Genomic DNA, 23,291 nt, shown 5'->3' with positions numbered 1-23,291 from the left:
GAATATATCCACTACTACAACCATGATCGAATCAAAGAAAAGCTAAAGGGATTAAGCCCGGTGCAATACCGAACTCAATCCCTCGTGCTAACCTAACTAAACTGTCCAACTACTGGGGGTCAGTTCACTTGGGTGGCTTTCAGCAAAAGATCTGGGTTCACGTATTAAAGAAAATGATGAGGGCCGCGGCTAATAAAGCGGCGCATGAAAGAAGGAGATAAGCGCCTACTCCTGGCGAAGAGAGCAAAATATCTTTATTCATTGCTTGCTCCAAGGTTTTGTTGGGTTTTTGCGGGCTCATCAAAATTAAAAGAGAAATTATTTTTACGAAGTCGCAGGTGTCTCATGATCATGCGATCTTTCAAGTGATTTTCGGGGTCTAATTTTCTACTAAACCTTTTGAGTTCATATGGTTCAGTATGGTTTTCAATTGCTTCCATGGCCAATCTCCTTCGTGAATTTGAAAAAATTTTGCATTCCAAGGAAATCGTCCTTGGGTGGCTATTTAACTGCTGTCATATGAACTTTTAAAGGCACTTTTGTGAAAAAAATAGGTTTGATTTGGTGCAAAGCCAAAAGTGAAGTTTATTAATCAGCTTAGCGGGTGAGTAATAATTCACAAGGCAGAAATTCTCAATATTTAATAACTTTTATGTCTAAAGGGGCTGTCATATTACTTTTATAAAATCGAGTTCATGCAATTAAAAGTAATCGATAGTTTTTTAGCTAAAACAGTTCTTGATGATGATGTTATTGGGCTTACGCCATTGAAGGTAGGGCGATATCCAATCAAAGCGATTGAAGATGAGCAATATGAAGTTGCCAAATCTAAGGCAACAATCTGCTACCTTACAAGTCAAGAGCTCGAGCAAATCATCAAGTCAAAATCCGCCGTGATTATTAATGAGTGATGTCCTTTAAAAAGGACACTTCGTGTAGCGGGGGAATTGAAAATCTTGATATCAGCGGTTCGATTACTTCCGAGGCCATCAATCATTCTTTGAGTATTACTTTCTCCAAACGCTTGCAAGCCAATGCTGGTATTCAAATGGCAACCCACTGGGTCTGTAGTAATGTTCAACTTCGGTGAAGTTTGCATTTGTCATAAAAGATCGCCAGCCTTCTAGATCGTGATACGAGCCAAAGCGATCCCCATACCAACTTTCTTGGTTATTACCCCGAGGGTTTGAACTAAAAAGAATGCCATTAGGCTTTAAGCAAGCCCATAAATTGCCTAGTACTTTTGGCAAAAGAGTATTGGGGATATGAAACAGTGAGGCATTGGCAAAAATGCCATCAAAGCTATTCTCTGGCAAATCTAAGTTAAAAAAATCTTGTACCAATACTTCACAACTACTTTTATTCCTAGCTATGTGAGCGGCTTGTTGACTACCTTCAAGACCTGTAGCGATATGACCAAGCTTAGTGAAAGTTTGTAGGTCTCTACCCGGTCCACATCCAAAATCCAGAATATGAAATGGTGGCTCACTCTTAATGGCTCTTAATAGAGCATTGATATTTTGACTGACATCATGACTTTTCGTACCCTCATCATAAGAAACGGCATTCTGGTCATAATGGGTAATAATCCTTTGGGAAATCAGCCTCGCTTCATCCAAAACATTTTGCGGATTAGACATCAAGCGATTAGGCTAAGCCACCGTGACGCAATAGCGCATCAATACTTGGCTCACGTCCACGGAAAGCTTTGAATGATTCTGCAGCAGGGCGACTGCCACCCACCTCTAAAATTTCTTGTCTGTAGCGACTACCTGTTTTTGGATCAAGTACGCTGCCAGTCAGCTTTGCCGCTTCTTCGAAGGCAGCATATGCATCAGCAGAGAGAACCTCAGCCCACTTATAGCTGTAGTAACCTGCTGCATAACCACCAGCAAAAATATGACTAAAGGAATTGATCCAGCGAGAGAGTTCTGGCTGCGGAATAATGTTGTATTCATCAGCAATGGTTCTGGAGACGTCCAGCACCGCATGGCCTTTTGCACTACTCGCATCAAAACGCGAATGTAAACGCCAATCCGTTAATGACATCACGACCTGACGAAGCGTCATCATGCCATTTTGGAAGTTTTTGGCAGCCAGCATTTTTTCAAATAAGGCCTTAGGTAAGGGCTTGCCTGTTTCTGCATGGGCGGTCATTTTTTCTAATACTTCCCATTCCCAGCAGAAGTTTTCCATAAACTGACTTGGTAATTCCACTGCATCCCATTCAACACCATTGATGCCCGAAACGCCTAAGGCACTCACTTGCGTCAAGAGGTGATGCAAACCATGACCACTTTCATGGAAGAGGGTAATCACATCATCATGAGTAATGGTGGGTTGTCGCATCACGCCATCAACTTTGACGGGCGCTGCAAAGTTGCAGACCAAATAAGCCACGGGGATCTGAATTTCTCCATTAGGAAGTTCTCTGCGGCCGCGAGCATCATCCATCCAGGCGCCACCACTCTTGCCGGGACGAGCATAGGGGTCTAGATAAAAATACGCCTGAGTTTGGCCAGCGCGATCTTTGACTGCAAAAGATTGCACGTTGTCATTCCAAGTCGGTAAGTTGGCCGCCTCAATCCGGACATCAAACAAGGACTGAATGACTTGGAATAAGCCATCCAATACCTTGGGCAGCGGAAAGTATTGCTTAAGCTCATTCTCAGAGAATGCATAGCGTGCTTGTTTCAAGTGCTCAGCAGCAAAAGGGATATCCCAAGGCTCAAGTCCATCAGTTAGCTTCAGTTCAGCCTTTGAGAACTCGCAAAGCTCTTGCCAATCTTTTTGGGCAAACGGCTTTGCTTTAATAGCGAAGTTCGTCAGAAAGAGATCAACCTCATTTACGGTATTGGCCATCTTTGGTGCCAAGCTTAAATCCGCATAATTAGTAAACCCCAGCATACGCGCTTCTTCATCTCGCAGAAGAAGTTGCTCCAACATGTTCTGAGTATTGTCCCAATCCAGCTTGCCCTTGCCATACTGCGGCGCCAACTCAGATGAGCGCGTGACATAAGCCTGGTACATCAGTTTGCGGAGTGCACGATTTTCGGAATACTGCATGACTGGGTAATAGGAGGGGAAGTGCAGGGTAAATGCCCAGCCCTGGAGATTTTTTTGTGATGCTAGATCTGCGGCTGCGGCAATGGCATCCTCCGGTAGTCCTGCCAATTCAGAAATATCTTGGATCACATGTACAAATCCATCCGTTGCATCCAATACGTGATCAGAAAACGCTTTGCCAAGTAAAGCCTGCTCATCTTGAATTTCTGCGAAGCGGGGTTTTTGAGAGTCAGAAAGTTCGGCTCCCCCCAAACGAAAATCCCTTAAGGAGTTTTCAATGACTTTTTTCTGGGCAGTACTCAAATTAGAAAAGTCGCCGCTTAGACTCAGCTGCTTGAACTTTTGGTACAGCGCCAGGTTTTGACCTAAGCCTGAGAAAAAGGCAGTCACTTTAGGCATCATTTCGCCGTAGGCTGCACGAAGCTCTGGGGTATCTGCTACGCTATTGAGATGAGAGATTACCCCCCAGGAACGACTCAAGGATTCAGTAGCATCTTCAAGGGGCTCCACCAAACCATTCCAACTAGGAGATGTAGTGGGATCAACAGCCTGGTTTACCGCAGATTGTGCTTGCTCTAAAAGAAACTTAATGGCGGGTGCAATATCACTAGGCTTGATATCTGGGTAGGAGGCAATGCCTCTACCAAACGCAATTAATGGATTTTTTTGAAGTTCATCAGAAAGCGTGGGGGATGTTGATGTAGTCATCCCCATAGCTTAATCGACTGGGAACTTTTTTGCCAAAAGCCCCAGTCATTTCCTTAGCGTTTTGCTATTTTTTCTGCTGCTTCAAGAGTGTTCATGAGGAGCATGGTAATGGTCATCGGACCTACGCCGCCAGGAACTGGAGTTATCCAGCCACCGACATATTTAACGGTATCAAAGTCGACATCACCACACAGTTTGCCATCGGGTAAGCGATTAATACCCACGTCAATAACCACTGCACCCGTTTTGATCATGTCACCCGTAACCATTTTTGGTCTGCCCGTAGCGACCACCAAGATATCGGCATCCTTCGTATGGTGAGCTAAGTCACGAGTTTTACTATTGCAAATCGTGACAGTGGCGCCAGCCTGAAGTAATAGCATAGCCATGGGTTTGCCCACAATATTCGATGCGCCCACAATCACAGCGCGAGCACCGCGAATAGGGTAGTCAATACTTTCCAGAATCTTCATGCATCCATAAGGGGTGCAGGGCTTGAATTCAGGTTGACCCACCATTAGGGCGCCTGCATTGGCCACGTGAAAGCCATCGACGTCTTTATCGGGTGCAATAGCCTCTAGTACCCGTTCAGCTGCGATATGTTCAGGAAGTGGTAGTTGAACCAAGATGCCATGGATTGTAGGATCCGCATTGAGCGTCGCAATACGGGCGAGCAATTCTGCTTCACCAAATTCTGCGGGATAGCGTTCTAGCACTGAATGAAAGCCAACATCCTCGCAGGCCTTTACTTTATTTCGGACGTAGACTTGGCTGGCAGGAACTTCGCCAACCACAATCACTGCTAATCCGGGTCTGACACCTTTGGCGGTGACGATAGCTCCGCGCGCAGCGATTTCAGAACGAATTTTTTTTGATAAGGCAACACCATCGAGTAGTTGAGCGGGCATAAGAGTGTATTTAATTAGGCTGTGGATCTGAGAGGGCTAAACGAAGCAGGTCGGCAACGGTATTCACATTCAATTTTTCCATGATGTTAGCACGGTGCGCTTCGACTGTTTTGATAGAAATGCCAAGATCATCTGCAATCTGCTTATTCAGGCGACCAGCCACAATGCGTTCGAGGACTTGACGTTCACGCCCTGTTAATTTACTCAAGAGGCCTTGGGTCACTTTGCGCTGACTGGCTTGTGAATAATCAATACGGGCTTTTGCAAGCATGCGATCCACTAAAGTGCAGAGATCGTTTTCTTTAAATGGCTTTTCAATGAAGTCTACTGCACCCCGTTTCATGGTGGAAACTGCCATATTGACATCGCCATGACCCGTAATAAAAGCCACAGGCATGGGTGAATTTTCACTAATTAAACGTTCTTGTAGCTCAAGGCCGGACATGCCTGACATGCGAACATCGAGGATCGCACACGAGATTGTGGATTTATCAGTGCTTTGTAGGGACTGTAAGAATCGTTCGGCACTGGCGTGACAGCGAACGACATAGCCATTGCTTTCAAGCAGCCAAGTGAGCGAGTCGCGAACTGCCTCGTCGTCATCTACAACATAAACCACTTCGGCTTGGCTAGGTTTGGTAGTCGTACTGATATTCATACTTACTTTCACAGATAAATCTAAAAAAATGCCTCAATTTAATATCGTCCTAGGTCTTTGGAGATTCTAGGGGTAATAGTATCGTAAAGGTGCAACCCGATAGCTTGGTACGCTCCACATCCATTTGATTTGTCGCCCAAAGACGACCTTGATGGGACTCAATGACGGAGCGGCAGATATTGAGGCCCATGCCCATTCCATCGTTTTTGGTGCTAAAAAACGGCTCAAACATGCGTTCTATGACCGATTCAGCGATTCCAGCCCCCGCATCCTGTACTTGAATCCGCAACATCGCAGGAAAGGTGTTGGTGTCCAGATCTGCCGAAATTCGGACTGGAGGCGCTGACCAGCGCGAAGAGAATGGGTAGGCCTCTCTCAAGCTATCTAAGGCATTTTTAAGGAGGTTAACCAGCACCTGCAGTATTAATACTGGATCGAGGTCGACCTCAGGAAGATTTTCAGCAATTTCGGTACTGATGCTTAAGCGATGACGGTGCGCCTCGATCTCCGCTAAACCTACAGCGTCACTAATAATTTCACTAATGTCACAGGATTTACGCTGCGGCTCACTGCGCTTTACAAAGCCCTTAATCCGTTGAATGATCGTGCCTGCTCGATAGGCCTGATTCGATGCTTTTTCTAATGCTGGGAGAATGTCTTTTTGCATGGCTGGGTCTAAGTACCCTTGCAGACGCTTTGCCACACCCATGCAGTAGTTTGAGATCGCAGCCAGTGGTTGATTTAATTCGTGTGCCAATGAAGAGGCCATCTCACCCATGGTGGTTAGACGGCTAGTAAATTGCATGCGCTCTTCTTGTTGGCGAGCTAGATCATCTGCTTCAATTCGAATCGTAATGTCGGTTGCAATTAATAGCTGTGCGAGATGCCCATCCACCCACGGAATAAAACGCCTGCGAACCTCATACCACTTCGTCGTTTCCGTAGCCTCATCAAGCAACTGTATTTCTTCCGATTCTGATTCTTGATACAAAGAGGATGGGGGAGCGCCCTCAATGAGGGTGTTGCCAGACTCCTCAGCTAACGCTTGCACCCTGTTTTGATGGACATCACTACCGGCTAAATCAAAGTGACCCTTAGGAGTATTGCCAAAACGCTCACGATAGAAGCGATTGGCAAATAATAATTCTCCTGTCTCATTGGCTACTACTGAAACTGCTGCATCCAAACTTTCCAGCACAGTAACGAATCGCTCTTGTGAAGCCGCTAACTCTTCCCGGATTTTCTTTGGCTCTGAAATATCAATCAATGAAGTAATCCAACCCGTTTGATTACCTTTTTCATTAATTAATGGGGCGATGAAAGTACGGGTTTGAATGACAGTGCCATTGCGATGAAGAATGGAGCCTTCGATACCCAGTTTTTTTTCTTGGTTCATCGCTAGCTTGAGGGCTTCATTCATTTTTTCGGTAAGCTCACCCTTTTGCCCCTCTGGCCAGAAAGCAAATGGGGGGCTAAGCCCAATGAGCTCTTTTGCCGACCAGCCTGTCATCTCGCAAAATGCAGGATTCACATAAGTGATCGTTTTATTCAAGTCATGTGCACGAATTCCTACCGGGGTGCTATTTTCCATCGCACTACGGAAATTGGTTTCTGCACGGAGGTTCGCTTCTACTAGTTGACGAACCTGCATTTGTTTTAATACCGACCATAGACTCCAGATCACAAATGCGCTCAAACCTAGAACGACCCCAATCAACATTCTAAAAGTGAGATTAGTAGGGGGTGGATAAGTATCAATCCGCAGAATGAGATTAGGACTTAGCACTCCAATATCGAGGCTGGTTTGGTTGCTAAATGCACGCTTTGGTACATTTTTATCAGACGAAATTGCAAGAACCTTTTCATCATCGGTAATGAGTGTGAAGCGGTATAGACCCTTGAGCTCTCCAGGAATCATCTCGAGAAGCCCCTGAGTTGTATACAGAACCGCAACCATGCCTTTGATTTCGTTCCCTGAAAACTGAGGCACAGTTTGCCAAAAGACATTTCGGATTTCTTTAGAAACCAACTCTTCACTGGGAACTTGCAGAGAAATAAACTGACTGAAAGCGGGTCTATTGGTTGCAGTGCTCAGATCAATGGTTTTTTTCAGCGCTTGGTTGATGCTCCCAGCGTTTTCGGCTTTATTGAACCAATCCGTCTTTAAGTTATCAGCCGGGATTTTCCACTGCCGCTGTCCATCCTCATCAATCCAAAGGATTTGCGCAATTTCATGATTATTCTGAAGCAGATTTTCCGCCTGAATAATCACATTATCTTTTGATCTAGCAGAGTCACTGGAACTGACATAGTCTCTACCAATCGATTGCAGTACATCGGTATTATTTGCAAAACGTAACTGAATCCGCTGCTTGGCAAATGAGAGCTCTCTAAATAGTGCGGCTTCTTGCTGACCTTTTTCCTGCAGTTGCAGGGTGCCCATAATGACGCCCATCACCACTGTAAATAGCACTATTGCTATTAAGGGGGTAAAGACAAGCTTAAAACCCCGTATTCTGCGGAGCCACATTACGGGCTTAAGCTGTAAAAAAGAGGATGCAATTTTTTTCATTTAATCCACTTATTTTGCCTCATGGATGCGTTTTCTTCCTTTATTCACCATCTAAATGAATTTATTTGCATCGCAACAAAATACCATATAGTGAGAAATATTATCATTATGTGAAAAATTGCTTGTTTACACTCATAGACCTTTTTAGAATATCCCCTATAAAGTGAATCAATAAAACAGCGAAGCAAATGGAGGCAGTTATGGCAGCAGTTCCAGATCAAATTTTGGGCAGCGCAGGTAAGCAAGATGCGGATCCAGGGGAAACCCAAGAATGGTTGCAAGCACTAGATGGCGTGATCCGAAATGAAGGTCCAGCAAGAGCCGCTTACCTGATTGATCAACAGATTTCTCATGCACGCGTTAACGGGGTTAATCAGCCATTTCATGCAGAAACGCCCTATATCAATACGATTCCCGTAGAGCAGCAAGCCCGCCTACCAGGCGATCAAAATGTAGAGCACCGCATCCGTTCGTATACGCGTTGGAATGCCATGGCCATGGTCTTGCGAGCCAATAAGGATACTAACGTTGGCGGCCATATTTCATCGTTCCAGTCAGCCGCTACTTTGTATGATGTTGGCTTTAATCATTTCTGGCACGCACCATCTCCTGATCATGGGGGTGATCTCATATTTGTTCAGGGACATTCCGCCCCCGGAGTTTATGCCCGCGCTTACATGCTGGGACGTTTGTCAGATGAGCAACTCAATCACTTCCGCCAAGAAGTCGGTGGTAATGGAATTTCCAGTTATCCACATCCTTGGCTAATGCCGGATTTTTGGCAGTTTCCTACCGTGTCTATGGGTCTTGGCCCAATCATGGCAATTTATCAAGCCCGCTTTATGCGCTATATGCAGGATCGGGGATTTATTAAAGCAGAAGGTCGTAAGGTATGGGCCTTCTTAGGCGATGGTGAAACCGATGAGCCAGAATCCCTGGGCGCAATTGGTATGGCCGGTCGTGAAAAATTAGATAACCTCATTTTTGTAGTGAACTGTAACTTGCAACGTCTAGATGGACCCGTGCGTGGTAACGGCAAGATCATTCAAGAATTAGAAGGTGAGTTCCGTGGTTCGGGTTGGAACGTCATTAAAGTAGTGTGGGGCGGGCAATGGGATGCATTGTTTGCGCGCGACAAAAAAGGCATCTTGATGCAACGACTTGGCGAAATCGTCGATGGTCAGTATCAAACGATGAAGTCCAAGAATGGTGCTTATGTTCGTGAGGCAGTATTTAATACGCCAGAACTTAAGGCCTTAGTTAGCGATTGGAGTGATGATGATATTTGGCAGCTCAATCGCGGTGGACACGATCCCCATAAAGTATTTGCAGCCTTTCAAGCGGCGGTAAATCACAAAGAGCAACCCACGGTTATTTTGGCTCACACCATTAAGGGCTACGGTATGGGTGGTTCTGGCGAGGCGATGAATATTGCCCACCAGGCAAAGAAAATGAATGCGGATGATGTACGTCGTTTCCGTGATCGTTTTGAGATTCCAGTAAAAGATGAGCGGCTGGAGGAAATGCCTTTGGTGAAATTTGCCGACGGTAGTCCAGAGCTTGAATATATGAAGGCGCGTCGTCAAGAATTGGGTGGCTATCTGCCTCAGCGTCGTATGAAAGCGGAGAGCCTTCCGGTTCCTGCATTAGAGGTATTTGCACCCCTATTAGAGGCAACTACTGAAGGTCGCGAGATTTCGACAACCATGGCCTTTGTGCGCATTCTCAATACGATTGTTCGCGACAAGGTCATTGGTAAGCGCGTGGTACCCATTGTTCCAGACGAGTCACGCACTTTTGGCATGGAAGGGATGTTCCGCCAACTAGGGATTTGGAGTCAACTAGGCCAGCTTTATACCCCAGAAGATCATGATCAATTAATGTTCTACAAGGAAGACAAGACTGGCCAGATTTTGCAAGAGGGTATTAACGAAGCGGGTGGTATGTGCGATTGGATTGCGGCGGCAACTGCTTATTCCACTCATGGCGTGCCCATGCTGCCCTTCTATATTTTCTACTCCATGTTTGGCTTTCAGCGCATTGGTGATTTGTGTTGGGCTGCCGGAGATATGCGGAGCCGTGGCTTCTTATTAGGCGGTACAGCTGGTAGAACGACATTAAATGGCGAAGGGCTTCAGCATGAAGATGGCCATAGTCAAGTGTGGAGCGCTGCAGTTCCAAACTGCATCAGTTACGACCCATCATTCTCTTTTGAGGTTGCAGTAGTGATTCAGGATGGCATGCGTCGTATGCTGGCTGAGCAAGAGGATGTGTATTACTACATTACCTTGATGAATGAAAACTATGCTCATCCTGCAATGCCTGCAGGTGCAGAGCAAGACATCATTAAGGGGATGTATAAGCTGAAATCTGTTGGTGACGCTAACGCAAAATTACGCGTGCAGCTTTTAGGTTCTGGCACGATCTTCCGGGAGGTGATTGAGGCTGCTGAAATCCTGCATCAAGACTGGGGTGTTGCTTCTGATTTGTGGGGTTGTCCGAGTTTTACTGAGCTAGGTCGTGATTGGACTACAGTGCATCGTCAAAACTTGCTTAACCCAACATTAGCACCGGCACTATCTCATGTAGAGCAGTGCCTAAAAGATACCGTCGGCCCAGTCATTGCAGCAACTGACTACGTGCGTTTATTTGCGGAGCAAATTCGTCCGGCCATTCAGCATCTGGGTCGTCGCTTCGAGGTGTTAGGTACAGATGGTTTTGGGCGTTCCGACACTCGAGAAAAATTACGTGACTTCTTCGAAGTAGATCGTCGCTGGATTGTGCTTACCGCACTTCGCTCTTTAGTGGATGCTGGTCAGCTGGATCGTCAAAAGCTTGCTGACGCAATTCAGAAATACCAGATCGATATCACTAAACCAAACCCCATGACAGTCTGATTAGAGACGGATACTATGAGCCAATTGATTGATATAAAAGTCCCCGATATCGGGGATTACAAAGATGTGCCGGTTATCGAGGTCTTGGTCAAAGTCGGTGATCAGATTGAGAAAGAGCAGTCCATTGTGGTTCTGGAATCAGACAAGGCAACAATGGATGTGCCATCTTCACAGTCCGGCATAGTGAAAGAGGTCAAAGTTAAAGTAGGCGATTCTATTTCAGAGGGTGCAGTTGTTTTGGTTATTGAAGCAAGTATTACGGAGACTACTCAGGCTACATCACAAACTGCGCCTGCAGTAGGAATAAAAGTGGAGTCAGTATCAGTACCCACTCCTCCTCCAACAGTAGAACCACCAATCGTTCGCGCCCCAGCACCGCTGCCTGTTAGCCACGCTCCGGTTGATATAGATCCCACCGCGAGCCATGCCAGTCCATCAGTGCGCAAGTTTGCACGTGAACTCGGTGTCACTGTGCATCAAGTTCAGGGCTCTGGTCCCAAAGGAAGAATTACTCAAGAGGATGTACAAGCTTTCGTGAAAGCTGCGATGAGTAGTGGAGGAGGTAGCTCTAATACTTCTGGTGGAAGTTTGGGTGGCTTGAATTTAATTCCTTGGCCAAAGGTAGATTTCTCCAAGTTTGGTGAGACGGAGCGTCAACCTCTCAATCGCATTAAGAAACTCACTGCCGCTAACTTGGGCCGTAACTGGGTCATGATTCCTGCAGTGACCTATCACGAAGATGCCGATATTACCGATTTAGAGGCATTTAGAGTGCTCACCAATAAAGAGAATGAAAAGCAGGGCATTAAAATCACCATGCTAGCCTTCTTAATGAAAGCAGCTGTTGCGGCTCTGAAGAAATTTCCCGAGTTCAACAGTTCACTGGACGGCGATGAATTAGTGCTGAAGAAGTATTTCAATATTGCTTTTGCTGCCGATACACCAAATGGCTTAGTTGTACCAGTCATTCGTGATGCAGATAAAAAAGGAATCTTTGAGCTTGCTCAAGAAACCTCAGCGCTTGCTGCCTTAGCGCGTGACGGCAAATTAAAGCCAGATCAAATGCAGGGTGCTAGTTTCACGATCTCCTCCTTAGGCGGTATTGGTGGCACCTACTTCTCACCAATCGTCAATGCACCTGAAGTGGCAATTTTGGGTATAAGCAAAGCTGCTATGAAGCCGGTTTGGGATGGTAAGCAGTTTGCACCCCGCTTAATTTGCCCATTGTCTTTAAGTGCCGATCATCGCGTGATTGATGGCGCATTAGCGACGCGCTTTAATGTCTATATTTCTCAGCTGATGGCCGACTTCCGTCGCGCAGCGTTTTAAGGAGAGGATATGGCTAAGCAAATTATTCTCGTTCCAGACATTGGCGATTATTCAGACGTACCGGTGATTGAAGTATTGATTAAAGTGGGCGATGTCATTGAAAAAGAACAGCCACTCCTCGTTCTGGAATCTGACAAAGCTACGATGGAAATTCCTGCTGATGCTGCCGGAACTATCCTGAACATTTCGGTTAAGGCTGGCGACAAAGTCAGTAAGGGCAGTATCGTTGCTGAAATAGAGGCAGCAGACATCTCGGCTTCTTCCGCATCATCGCCAGCCACAGTCATAGCCCCAGCAACTTCCATTCCTACACCAGTAGCAACTCCTGTAATTAGTGCACCAATCGCTGGTCAATATAGTGGCAAGGTGGATCATGAGTGTGAAGTGCTCGTATTGGGTGCTGGCCCTGGTGGTTATAGTGCCGCATTCCGTAGTGCCGATTTAGGTAAGACGACAGTCTTGGTAGAGCGTTACTCAACATTAGGCGGTGTTTGCTTAAATGTGGGCTGCATTCCTTCAAAGGCCTTGCTTCATACCACCGCAGTAATGGATGAAGTGAAAACCATGACCAAGCACGGCATTAGTTATGGCGCTCCGAAGATTGAAATTGATCAACTTCGGGGTTACAAAAATTCAGTGATTGCAAAACTCACTGGTGGCCTTGCCGGTATGGCTAAAGCGCGTAAGGTGACAGTAGTTCGTGGACTAGGTCGCTTCTTAGATAGTCATCACGTTGAAGTGCAGCTAACTCAGGGCGAGGGCCAAGAGCTAACTAGTCAAAAAGAAGTCATTCGCTTTCAAAAGGCCATCATTGCAGCAGGTAGCCAACCAGTCAAACTACCATTCCTCCCAGAAGATCCTCGCATCGTGGATAGCACTGGTGCTTTATTGCTCAAGAGTATTCCAAAGCGCATGCTTGTGATTGGTGGTGGCATTATCGGTTTAGAGATGGCTACGGTTTACAGCACTCTAGGTTCACGCATCGATATTGCTGAAATGGCGGACGGTTTGATGGCTGGTGCTGACCGTGATTTAGAGAAGGTTTGGGAGAAATTCAATACCGGCCGCTTTGAAAATATTATGCTTAAAACCCGTGCTGCCAAGGCAGAGGTGAAAGCGGATGGCATTCAGGTCAGCTTTGAGGGTGAGAATGCGCCATCAGAGCCGCAGACTTATGATCTCATACTAGTCGCAGTAGGGCGCACACCCAACGGTCAAAAGATTGATGCCTCAGCTGCGGGTGTGATGGTAGATGCGCGCGGCTTTATCCCTGCTGACAATCAAATGCGAACTAACGTAAATCATATTTTTGCGATAGGAGATATCGTTGGTCAACCGATGTTGGCCCATAAGGCAGTGCATGAGGGTCATGTTGCTGCTGAAGTTGCTGCTGGCGAGAAATCTTATTTCGATGCTAAACAAATTCCCTCGGTTGCTTACACTGATCCAGAGGTAGCGTGGGCTGGTTTAACGGAAGAGCAATGCAAGGCTCAAGGGATCGTTTATGAAAAAGGCTTATTCCCATGGGCTGCAAGCGGAAGAGCAATTGCTAATGGTCGAGATGAAGGCTTCACGAAACTGATTTTTGACGCTACCAGCAAGCGCATCATTGGTGGCGGTATTGTCGGCACTCATGCAGGTGACTTGATTGGTGAAGTTTGTCTTGCTATCGAGATGGGCGCAGATGCAGTGGATATGGGTAAAACTATTCATCCTCATCCCACTCTCGGCGAGTCTGTTGGTCTCGCCGCTGAAGCGGCTAATGGGCACTGTACTGATTTACCTCCAATAAAAAAGAAGGTGCACTAGGACATTAATCCTGTTGTCATTACCGCATTAAAAAAGCCCCAAGAGATTGGGGCTTTTTTATCGTTTCGTGAATAACAGAGTGAAAAAGTATTACTCGCTTTTACTGGATTTTCCTTTTGACTTACTAGTAGCGCTTATGTTCTTCTCGAAAGTATCTGTTGCGTTATTGAGATTGGTTTGTGCAATCTCTACTGCGTGCTTGACTGCCTTTTGACTGGTTTCATATACGCTGTTTGCAGAGGCAATGGCCTGCTTTAATACATTGACGGCAGCATCAGATCCTGCAGGAGCATTTTTAGTCCAACCCTCAACCAAGGTATTCATCTTGTGTTGACCATCTTGCAATTCTTTCTCAGCAGATTTGGTAAAGCTGGCTTGCGTTTCATGGGCTAGCTCATATAAATGTCGGCTATAGGCCATGATTTTTTCAGCCATGGGCTGAACTGCTTCCGCTTGATGCGCTAACAGTTGCTGAATATCTTTTACTTCCAATGCCTTCTTTGCGCTACTCATACCTTCGCTCAGACTTTGCTTGGCAATGTGCATATTGAGCTCAACCAGTTTCTCAATACTCTGCAATGCCTGATTAGTCAGACCGCTTAACGTTTCTAAATTGGCCTTATGAGCCGCTGCAATCTGTTCTGGAGTCAAGTTCATTTCAACCTCTTTTCAGTGGATTCATTTAAGACCATAAACCTTTTTATATATTGCATTGCAACATTAAAGGATGATTAGGCAAGTTTCTTAAGGTTAATTATAGAAAAAGCCTAAAATCGTTGGTTGAACAGCAAAAATCCCCACATTCAATAAGTTATCTATGAGTTTGAAGCTTGACAGCCTGATTGCCCCTTTATTTGTATTAATTTGGAGTACCGGCTTTGTCATTGCGCGTTTAGCTATGCCTTATGTTGAGCCAGCCACTTTCCTATTTTGGCGTTTTATAGGCGTACTCCTGGCGATGGCCTGTCTTAGTGTGGTGTGGAAAATTAGTTGGCCCAGTTGGTCTCAGTTTAAACATATTGCCGTAGCAGGGATGTTGCTTCAGTTCGGCTATCTCCTAGGCGTCTGGTTTGCGGTTCGCCTTGGGATGACTGCTGGTTTAGTTGCCATCATTGTGGGTTTGCAGCCAATTCTGACTGCGTGGTTTGCCGCTTGGATTTCAGAGAGAGTCACTGGGCGTCAGTGGATTGGTTTGTGCTTCGGATTTGCTGGTGTTGCCCTAGTGGTAGCTGAAAAAATTGGCTTTAACCATATTCCATTGTTGAGTTACATTCTTGCCTTTGCGGCCTTGCTTGCCATTACCTTTGGCACCCTTTATCAAAAGAAATTCTGCCCAGTATTTGATCTTCGGGCTGGCTCCTCAATTCAATTTGGGGTGTCGGCATTACTGTGCTTTATCTGTATGTATTTCTTTGAATCTGGCGAGATGGTGTGGAATGCTTCTGTTGTTGGGGCATTGTTGTGGGCAATCTTTCCGCTGTCGATTGGTTCGATCAGCTTGTTATTCATGATGATTCGCAAGGGAGCAGCTACCAAGGTGACTAGTTTGCTCTATTTAACGCCGCCTACTACGGCTGCGATGGCATGGTTCTTGTTTGATGAGCCTTTCACCTTGTTAATGGGTGCGGGCTTGCTGCTTACCATGACTGGAGTAGTTTTGGTGAACCGGAGAAGCGCAAACTCTGTTGCGATAATCGCAGAATAATTTTGCAATAAGTGTGGCTTGGGTTCAAAAGTTATTTATTATTCTGTATGTCAAAAGTTTTGGAAGGTAATTTAGGATGCGTTTGAATCGATTGTGGCTCATAGCAGTTGTTAGCCTAGTGTCATTTGGCACAATCACTTCGTTTCAGGCGGGTGCAGCTAATAAAGATTATCAATCTACTAAGCCTGCCAAGGCGTCACCAAAGGTGGAGATCAAGAAGGCTTCAAAATCTTCCAAGAAGCCAAAAATAGTTCGCACTACGGTTACCCGTCCTATTGAGCCGGCCTTAGCAGCAAGACCCTCATTTGCAACTGCATTGGGTTTGCGAGGTCAGCATGATGATCTGAGTCTGAAGTCTAGCGTAGCGATGGTGGTGAATCAGGATACTAAGGAAGTCTATTTTGAGAAAAATTCTTCGGTTAGTTTGCCGATTGCTTCTATTACTAAACTCATGACTGCAATGGTGTTACTGGATTCTAAATTGCCACTTGATGAAACTATTGTGATCAATGCGGATGATGTGCGCAGTTATCGAAGCTCTCGTCTGGCTAGTGGAACTGTACTGACGCGGGAAGAGGCCTTGTTGTTGGCTTTAATGTCTTCAGAGAACCGAGCAGCCTACACTCTCGCCAGAAACTATCCCGGTGGTATGACAGCATTTGTTGATGCGATGAATCGAAAAGCAAGAGAAATTGGTATGACCCATTCGTATTTTGCGGATCCTACCGGCCTCATGAGTGAGAACGTGGCATCAGCAGAGGATTTAGCCCGTATGTTGAGCGCTGCTTACCAGTATAAAAAGATTCGCGAGTTTTCTACTTGGCCTGATCTCACGATGGTGATTGCCAATCGCCCACAGAAATTCCTCAATACCAATCGTTTGGTTCGTGCCGGCGATATGAATATCGGCTTACAAAAAACCGGATTTATTAATGCTGCAGGCAAGTGCTTGGTAATGCAAGCCAGAGTCAATAACACGCCGCTACTATTGGTTTTCTTGGACTCGGTAGGCACACAATCTCGTTTTGCAGATGCTGTCAGGGTGAAGGACTGGTACGAACGTATGCCATCCGGCGAGCCTCAAGCTTTACGTCGCCTAATGTAGTAAAGCAATCATAAAAGTGACGCTTTTTATATTAAGAATGAGGCTCTGATGATTTTGGTTTGAAGCCTATTCCTTTGGAAATCTGTAGCGCGGTTTCCTGCAATAGGCGCAACCATTCTGTCTTAATCCGATCGGTGGGCGAGCTTAATGATAGGCCTGCTACTAACTTGCCGCTGTCATCAAAGATTTCAGCTGCAACGCAACTAACACCTAACTCTAATTCTTCATTATCACTCGCATGTCCTAATTGGCGCACTTGATTGAGTTCCGCATCTAACTTGCCCATTTCAGTAATGCTATTTCTGGTATGACCAGCCAGACCGGTACGAGTGACATAGGCGCGAACTTGACTGGGGTCATCGCTCGCTAAAAATAATTTACCCACTGAAGTGAGATGGAGCGGAGCACGACCGCCAATGGCACGCACCACCTGCATACCGGATCGCTCACTGTAAGCGCGATCAATGTAGACAATTTCATCGCCTTGCCGTACTGACAGGTTAATCGTTTCACCGGTGAGTTTATGTAGGGCTCGCATGGGAGCTTGAGCTGCCTCACGGACAGATAAACGCGCTTTGACTAAATTTCCGAGTTCAAGTAACTTCAGGCCGAGCCGATACGTTCCGCCATCGCCGCGCTCCACCAAACGACACGCTACTAAGTCATTGAGTATGCGATGTGCTGTAGAGGGATGCAAATCCGTTTGCTGAGCGAGACTTTTAAGGCTGCAGGATTCTTCTTGGACGGCTAGAGCATCGAGCAAGTTCATCATGCGTTCAACTACCTGGATAGCTGTTTTGCCAGCTTCTCCAGGTACCTTTGGCACTCTTGGCACTTTATTGGGTTTACTCTCAATCATCGTGTTAATTGTAGCGAATTTTTAGCTAATATTGCACGATATGAAATCGAATCTCATTATTCCAAGGGCTTAGGTTGGGGTGGGTTGCTGTTTTTGAGCTATTTGCGCAAGGCAGACGCACACTCAGAGATGAGCTTGGGGCCACGATAAATCAGACCGCTATATACCTGAATCAAGCTGGCTCCAGCAAGGACCTTTTCCTGAGCATCCTGTCCAGATAGAATGCCCCCAACGCCAATGATCGGCAGGGCATCACCCAAATATTCCTTTAGGCTTTGCACTACTCTCGTCGATGCAATGCGAACTGGGGTGCCTGAGAGGCCGCCAGCTTCATCTCCAAACTTGAGTCCTTGAACGGAATCACGTGCGATCGTAGTGTTAGTAGCAATGATTGCATCGATGCCAAACTCCATTAAGAGATCGGCAATGAGTTTGATGTCATTTGCATCTAGGTCGGGTGCAATCTTTAAAAACAGCGGTTTGCGCATTCCGTACCGATCACTCAGGGCTTCACGTGCTAAATGTAGAGAGCCAAGTAAAGAGCGCAGCATTTCCTCTCCCTGGAGAGCGCGTAAGTTTTGAGTATTCGGAGATGAAATATTAACAGTGATGTATGAGGCTACCTCATAGACTGCCTGCATCGCGGAAACGTAATCGCTGGCAGCATTCTCAATGGGCGTACTGGCATTCTTGCCAATGTTTAAACCAACGATGCCACCTTTTTGCCAATAATCGGAATTGCGTACGCGCTTGACGCAGGCATCAACACCATCATTATTAAACCCCATGCGATTGATTAGCCCTTGCGCTGCTGGTAGACGAAACATGCGTGGTTTCGGATTACCAGGCTGCGGTTTTGGGGTGACGGTGCCAATTTCTAGAAAACCAAAACCTAAGGTAGCAAGTGCATCAATATGCTTGCCATCTTTATCTAAACCAGCGGCAAGTCCAACGGGATTGGGGAAGGTAATGCCGCAGATAGTACGTGGATCGGGAGTAGGCTGCTTAATTAGATAGCGTAAAAGCCCCCAGCGCTCTGCACGGTCTAAATTGCTCAAAGTGAGATCATGGGCACGCTCTGGATCTAAGGAAAAAAGCCAGGGACGAAGAAGGGGGTAACTATCGATCATGAGTAAAGATTATGGCCCAATGATAGGTTGCCAGTGATCTTCAATCAAACCTTCAATGGGCTGAAACTTGACCTTATAGGACATTTTTTCACTATCTTCAATGTAATAGCCGAGATAGAGGTAAGGAAGATCTAACTCTAAGGCTTGCTCAATTTGCCACAGAATACTGAAACTGCCGTAACTCGCAGCACGATTACTAGTATCAAAGAAGGTGTAAACCGAAGAGATCCCTTGGTCTAATATATCTATCATGCTGACCATGCGTAGTTGACCAGGATTGCTATCGTGGGGGCCATCCCGGAACTCGACCACTCTAGAGTTCACCCGACTTTGCAATAAAAACTGCATATATTGATCTTGATTTTCTTGATCGATATCGGCGCCTGCATGTCGCTCATTTTGATATCGTTGATACAGCTGGTAGTGCTCCTCTTGATAGCCTAGGTTCAGAACACGAACATCAAGTCCAGCATGTTTTTTCCAAGCGCGTCGCTGACTACGATTGGGTTCAAAGCGTTTCACAGGGATGCGCGTTGCAGTACAAGCATTGCATTCGTCACAATAGGGGCGATAGGTATATAAACCACTCCGACGAAACCCCGCATTCACTAGTTCGCTATATAAATCAGCGTGAATTAAGTGTGAAGGCGTAGCAACTTGTGAGCGCGCAACCTTTCCTGGAAGGTAACTGCAGGGGTAAGGTGCCGTTGCATAAAACTGGAGCTCTGTCAGCGGAAGTTCAGTGAGTTGGGTCATAGCCAGCGATGTAGGATTTCTTTATCAAATATCCAGGGAATCTCTATATTAGTTTGCTTTAGAGCTATTTGCAGATGGGCTAAAAATTCGTCTCGAGAAATAGGCGCAGCCCCCAGAGAATCGAGGTGCGCAGTCTCTTGCTGACAGTCAATCATTTCTACCTGATTCTGATTGCACCAGGCGGCCAGGGCTGCTAAAGCAATTTTAGAGGCATCCGTTTGATGACTAAACATAGACTCACCAAAAACCATGCCCCCAAAAGCAACACAATAGAGTCCACCGATCAGGCGCTGATCATCCAGGACCGCAATACTATGAGCATGACCTTGCTCATGGAGTTGAGTGTAGGCGTCCATGATTTCATGGGTGATCCAAGTGCCATCCTGATCTTTTCTTTTCGCGGTTGCGCAGGATCGAACGACGGCACCAAAATCATGATCTACTAAGATTGCTTTGTGCGGGTCTGACAAAAAATGGCGAATCACTTTTTTCAATGAATCATGACACTTAAAGTCAGCGGCTCGTAATACCATTCGCGGGTTAGGAGACCACCATAAGACCGGTTGGTTATCCGAATACCATGGAAATATTCCGGTTTGATATGCACGAGCAAGTTGACCTGGATAAATGCGCTCACTGACTGCAATTAAGCCCGGCACACTAGGATCTAGATCCTGGCAGTGAATGGGGTTTGGAAAAACATCATGTGCCCCAAGCCAATTGATATTGCTCATGCGTTTGCGATGCCTAAATCTTTTCTGAGGGCAGGATATCTCTGCTGCGCACGCTAAATTCATTTGGCTGATCAAAACGTCCTGCAGCACGATCGGCAAAGAACCACTCTAGCGTTTGTTTGACTGTAGGAAAAGCAATTTCATTCCACGGAATATCCTGCTCATCAAACAGCGCAACCTCTAGACTTTCTTCGCCAGCATGAAATTCTGCAGAAGTCATCTTGGCCAAGTAGAAAAAATGCACTTGCTCTGCATGAGGTACATTAAGCAGGGAATAGAGCGGACCAATATCCACGTAGGCACCCGCTTCTTCTTGGGTTTCCCTCACGGCCCCAGCGCTAGTGCTTTCTCCCAGCTCCATAAACCCCGCTGGCAAGGTCCAGTAACCATGCCGTGGCTCAATTGCACGCCGACATAATAATATCTGCTTGCCGTAAACCGGAATAGTACCAACCACATTACGTGGGTTGAAATAGTGAACCGCTCCGCAAGATTCGCAAACATGACGTTCCCGTGAATCATCCGCAGGAATCTTCATGGTGATAGGCGCTGCGCAGTACGAGCAAAACTTCATGCAAACTTTCTAAAAATAAGCGGGAATAAATCCGCGTAAGGCATTGCTAAGCATAATCTCTTTCGCATTACGAACCTGATCAATAGTTAAGTTAGCTTCATGGACATTCCATTGTCGATCATTTAATCCGATCGATCTCATGACCCCTGGAAGCAAGCCAGCGGCAACGGGAGGCGTAAGCCAGCGGTCCCCAGACTTGATAAAAATACTACTTCTACCACCTTCAGTTACAAAACCCTGCTCATTGACAAAAAGCGCATCAAACCCGCCATGACTCTCTGCGAGTTTCCAGGCCTCATCATAGGTACTTCGACTGGTGACCTTATGTCTTAATAAGATATTGCCAGAATGGAAGACCGCCTGACTGGGGTTGGGGAGAATATCGCTTGCCCAAAAAATCTTGACTGGGTGTATTAGTGGAGTCAATAGGGATAGTTGAAAGCTTACCTCTCCAGCATGACTCAAATCGATCCTCAATCGATACTCTTGATCGAAGGCGCAACTTTTGCATGAAGTTTGAATTACGCTGTTGACAGCTGCTTTAGAGCAAGGGATCCCTAGCACTTGGGCTGAATGCACTAAACGATCAAGATGAAGCTCTATATGTTGGGGTGTGGCATGCTGAATCAAAATAGTTTCAAACAGGCCGATCTGGCTGGGTAAATCACTTAAAAAAGCAGCTTTAATGTGACATTCTTCCCACTCCAGCTTAGCTTCAGAGTCAATCGTAATCCCGGCACCAATGCCCAGTGTAAAGGGTGAGGCCTGCGTCTTCAAGTTGCGATCAATTTCTACTGTGCGAATGGGGACGCTAAAAGCAAAATCACCGTCAGGATCAAGCCAGCCTAGAGCGCCACAGTAATAGGCTCGATCTTCGGGCTCTAACTCCTGAATAATTTCCATACTTCTTTTTTTGGGTGCGCCGGTTACAGATCCACAAGGAAAGACTGCATTGAGTACTTCCCGCAATTGAACGTCAGGCTTAGCCTCAGCTTGAATAGTCGATGTCATTTGCAGAACATCACCATGCCTAGCAACCTCGAATAATTGCGGAACCTTCACAGTGCCTGGTAATGCAAGTCGACTCAGGTCGTTACGAAGCAAATCCACGATCATGACATTCTCTGCTTGGTTCTTGGCATCTTTTGACAGATGATCCGCCGAATCACTCAAGGCGCTAGCAGTGCCTTTCATAGGCATCGCCTTTAATGTATTGCCTTGGCGCTGAATAAATAATTCGGGGGACTGTGAAAGGATGCAGCTCGAATCCTCATTAATGAATGCTCCAAATCTTCCTGGTTGACGATCCCGTAAACGGGCATAAAGAGCCAAAGGCTCACCATAAGTCTCACCCGTAATCCGAAAGGTGTGATTGATTTGATACGTATCGCCATTGCGAATGTACTCTTGTATGGTGTCAATATCTGCAGTAAATTGCTTCTCATCAACAGAGCAATGGAGATTCGCTACACCAGCAATATGGGAGGAGTCGGGCTCTAATGCACACAAGCCATCTTGAATGAAAGCATCTACTTGGCCCTTGCTTAAACTCTCATAAGACGAAAAAGACCAAGCCTGAACCAGAGGGTGTGACTGCATCACATTTGAGTGCTCTCGCTGAGAAAGTCCATGAATGGATCGACCTAATTCATAAGCAAATGCCGCTACGACATACTGTCCGCTACCAAGAGCTTCATTGATCTCTTGAAGACACTGATCAACCGCAGCAGCGGTTTCTATGGCGCTGGGCCCAGCATAAATAGTCCAACATCGAAGCGCGTGTTGATAGAGGCGGCTGCTAGGCTGAGCCTCGGTACTCTGGGCATCATCTAGCAATATCACTGAACTAACCTTCTGAGCGCTAATAATTTAACTAAAATTACTTCAACACAGTAGCGGATTCAATGGTTACTTGCTTACTAGGAACATCTGACATGCGACCCGATTTTGGTGTCGATGCAATCATGGTTGGGACTTTGCGAATTGCATCAATCGTTTGTGCTCCAGAAATCACTTTGCCAAATACGGTGTAGCCATTACCCATTGCATTAGGATAATTTAATCCCTCGTTGTCCTTCACGTTGATGAAGAATTGTGCTGTTGCGGAATCAGGATCAGAAGTGCGGGCCATGGCAATGGTGTAGGTCTGATTCTTCAGACCATTTTGAGCTTCTGAGATTACCGGCGCATTAGTTGGCTTTTGCGCTAAATCTGGAGTAAAGCCTCCACCTTGAATCATGAAGCCATCAATGACACGATGAAAAATGGTGCCGTTATAAAAGCCACTATTGACATAAGCTAAGAAGTTAGCAGTTGTCTTTGGAGCTTTAACGGAATCAAGCTCAACTACAAAATTGCCCATAGTTGTTTTGAATTCCACCATCGGAGCAGCCAGTGCGACAGCACTCGTAAGGAGACTGGTAACAAATAACAGGAAAGTAAAAATTTTGCGCATGATGAAGTTCCTTAAGGTTCTAGTAA

21 protein-coding genes are annotated in these 23,291 nt (G+C 46.1%); 7 read left to right on the top strand and 14 right to left on the bottom strand.

From position 1 onward, the window contains the following. Positions 1-96, top strand: a 96-nt coding sequence (locus ICN15_RS08890) for an IS3 family transposase (RefSeq protein WP_216202393.1), incomplete at its 5' end; no start/stop codon positions are given. 158 nt (positions 97-254) lie between these two features. On the opposite strand, the gene ICN15_RS08885 is transcribed toward ICN15_RS08890, so the two are convergent. Beyond that, complete coding sequence (locus tag ICN15_RS08885) at positions 255-440, bottom strand: hypothetical protein (RefSeq protein ID WP_216202375.1); 186 nt, start codon at positions 438-440, stop codon at positions 255-257. Positions 441-695: 255 nt separating this feature from the next. Here ICN15_RS08885 and ICN15_RS08880 point away from each other — a divergent pair, with 255 nt between their 5' ends. After that, positions 696-911 carry a hypothetical protein gene (locus tag ICN15_RS08880; protein ID WP_216202373.1) on the top strand — a complete coding sequence of 72 codons (216 nt, stop codon included), beginning with the start codon at positions 696-698 and terminating at the stop codon, positions 909-911. Positions 912-1,007: 96 nt separating this feature from the next. Here ICN15_RS08880 and ICN15_RS08875 read toward each other — a convergent pair whose 3' ends face one another. Genes ICN15_RS08875 through ICN15_RS08855 form a run of 5 tightly spaced genes read right to left on the bottom strand, consistent with a single transcriptional unit; the run spans position 1,008 to position 7,912 of the window. Next, entirely contained in the window at positions 1,008-1,640 is a 633-nt protein-coding gene (locus tag ICN15_RS08875; protein WP_216202371.1) for a bifunctional 2-polyprenyl-6-hydroxyphenol methylase/3-demethylubiquinol 3-O-methyltransferase UbiG, read from the bottom strand. 7 nt (positions 1,641-1,647) lie between these two features. After that, positions 1,648-3,774, bottom strand: a complete 2,127-nt coding sequence (locus ICN15_RS08870; RefSeq protein WP_216202369.1) for a M3 family metallopeptidase — start codon at positions 3,772-3,774, stop codon at positions 1,648-1,650. Between the two features lie 53 nt (positions 3,775-3,827). Continuing rightward, positions 3,828-4,682: a bifunctional methylenetetrahydrofolate dehydrogenase/methenyltetrahydrofolate cyclohydrolase FolD gene (gene folD, locus ICN15_RS08865; RefSeq protein ID WP_216202368.1), complete on the bottom strand. Its 855-nt coding sequence runs from the start codon at positions 4,680-4,682 to the stop codon at positions 3,828-3,830. A 10-nt stretch (positions 4,683-4,692) separates the two neighbouring features. Continuing rightward, positions 4,693-5,340 carry a response regulator transcription factor gene (locus ICN15_RS08860; RefSeq protein ID WP_216202366.1) on the bottom strand — a complete coding sequence of 216 codons (648 nt, stop codon included), beginning with the start codon at positions 5,338-5,340 and terminating at the stop codon, positions 4,693-4,695. A gap of 49 nt (positions 5,341-5,389) precedes the next feature. Further along, on the bottom strand, positions 5,390-7,912 hold the full coding sequence (locus tag ICN15_RS08855; protein WP_216202364.1) for a PAS domain-containing sensor histidine kinase: 2,523 nt from the start codon (positions 7,910-7,912) through the stop codon (positions 5,390-5,392). 200 nt (positions 7,913-8,112) lie between these two features. On the opposite strand from ICN15_RS08855, the gene aceE reads away from it, so the two are divergent. From aceE to lpdA, 3 genes are read left to right on the top strand one after another with little or no spacing between them, the layout of a single operon-like run. After that, a complete protein-coding gene (gene aceE, locus ICN15_RS08850) occupies positions 8,113-10,809 on the top strand; it encodes a pyruvate dehydrogenase (acetyl-transferring), homodimeric type (protein WP_216202363.1) in 2,697 nt (898 codons plus the stop codon). A gap of 15 nt (positions 10,810-10,824) precedes the next feature. After that, entirely contained in the window at positions 10,825-12,138 is a 1,314-nt protein-coding gene (aceF, locus tag ICN15_RS08845) for a dihydrolipoyllysine-residue acetyltransferase (RefSeq protein WP_216202362.1), read from the top strand. 9 nt (positions 12,139-12,147) lie between these two features. Then, the gene (gene lpdA, locus ICN15_RS08840) at positions 12,148-13,947 is read left to right on the top strand and encodes a dihydrolipoyl dehydrogenase (RefSeq protein WP_216202359.1); all 1,800 of its coding nucleotides are present in this window, start codon (positions 12,148-12,150) and stop codon (positions 13,945-13,947) included. A gap of 90 nt (positions 13,948-14,037) precedes the next feature. Here the strand turns inward: lpdA and ICN15_RS08835 are convergent, their stop codons facing one another. After that, positions 14,038-14,604 carry a phasin family protein gene (locus ICN15_RS08835; RefSeq protein ID WP_216202357.1) on the bottom strand — a complete coding sequence of 189 codons (567 nt, stop codon included), beginning with the start codon at positions 14,602-14,604 and terminating at the stop codon, positions 14,038-14,040. A 160-nt stretch (positions 14,605-14,764) separates the two neighbouring features. On the opposite strand from ICN15_RS08835, the gene ICN15_RS08830 reads away from it, so the two are divergent. Continuing rightward, positions 14,765-15,652: a DMT family transporter gene (locus tag ICN15_RS08830; RefSeq protein ID WP_216202351.1), complete on the top strand. Its 888-nt coding sequence runs from the start codon at positions 14,765-14,767 to the stop codon at positions 15,650-15,652. Positions 15,653-15,728: 76 nt separating this feature from the next. Continuing rightward, positions 15,729-16,757, top strand: a complete 1,029-nt coding sequence (locus tag ICN15_RS08825) for a serine hydrolase (RefSeq protein ID WP_216202349.1) — start codon at positions 15,729-15,731, stop codon at positions 16,755-16,757. A gap of 31 nt (positions 16,758-16,788) precedes the next feature. Here the strand turns inward: ICN15_RS08825 and ICN15_RS08820 are convergent, their stop codons facing one another. From ICN15_RS08820 to ICN15_RS08790, 7 genes are all read right to left on the bottom strand, one after another. Continuing rightward, the gene (locus ICN15_RS08820) at positions 16,789-17,616 is read right to left on the bottom strand and encodes an IclR family transcriptional regulator (RefSeq protein ID WP_216202347.1); all 828 of its coding nucleotides are present in this window, start codon (positions 17,614-17,616) and stop codon (positions 16,789-16,791) included. 98 nt (positions 17,617-17,714) lie between these two features. Further along, positions 17,715-18,746 (bottom strand): quinone-dependent dihydroorotate dehydrogenase, encoded by a 1,032-nt coding sequence (locus tag ICN15_RS08815; protein WP_216202346.1) that lies wholly within the window; start codon positions 18,744-18,746, stop codon positions 17,715-17,717. A 9-nt stretch (positions 18,747-18,755) separates the two neighbouring features. Next, complete coding sequence (locus ICN15_RS08810; RefSeq protein ID WP_216202344.1) at positions 18,756-19,502, bottom strand: arginyltransferase; 747 nt, start codon at positions 19,500-19,502, stop codon at positions 18,756-18,758. Beyond that, a complete protein-coding gene (aat, locus tag ICN15_RS08805; RefSeq protein WP_216202343.1) occupies positions 19,499-20,236 on the bottom strand; it encodes a leucyl/phenylalanyl-tRNA--protein transferase in 738 nt (245 codons plus the stop codon). The genes ICN15_RS08810 and aat overlap by 4 nt, the downstream gene beginning before the upstream one ends. A gap of 13 nt (positions 20,237-20,249) precedes the next feature. Next, a complete protein-coding gene (locus tag ICN15_RS08800; protein WP_216202341.1) occupies positions 20,250-20,810 on the bottom strand; it encodes an NUDIX hydrolase in 561 nt (186 codons plus the stop codon). Between the two features lie 9 nt (positions 20,811-20,819). Continuing rightward, positions 20,820-22,652, bottom strand: coding sequence for a chorismate-binding protein (locus ICN15_RS08795; RefSeq protein ID WP_216202339.1), 1,833 nt, complete (start codon positions 22,650-22,652; stop codon positions 20,820-20,822). Positions 22,653-22,689: 37 nt separating this feature from the next. Further along, complete coding sequence (locus ICN15_RS08790) at positions 22,690-23,265, bottom strand: peptidylprolyl isomerase (RefSeq protein ID WP_216202338.1); 576 nt, start codon at positions 23,263-23,265, stop codon at positions 22,690-22,692. Positions 23,266-23,291 lie beyond the last annotated feature (26 nt).

This window comes from Polynucleobacter sp. CS-Odin-A6, assembly GCF_018882095.1.
GTDB lineage: Bacteria > Pseudomonadota > Gammaproteobacteria > Burkholderiales > Burkholderiaceae > Polynucleobacter.
Note: the sequence above shows the minus strand (reverse complement) of the source record. Positions and strands in the feature narration are given on the sequence as shown.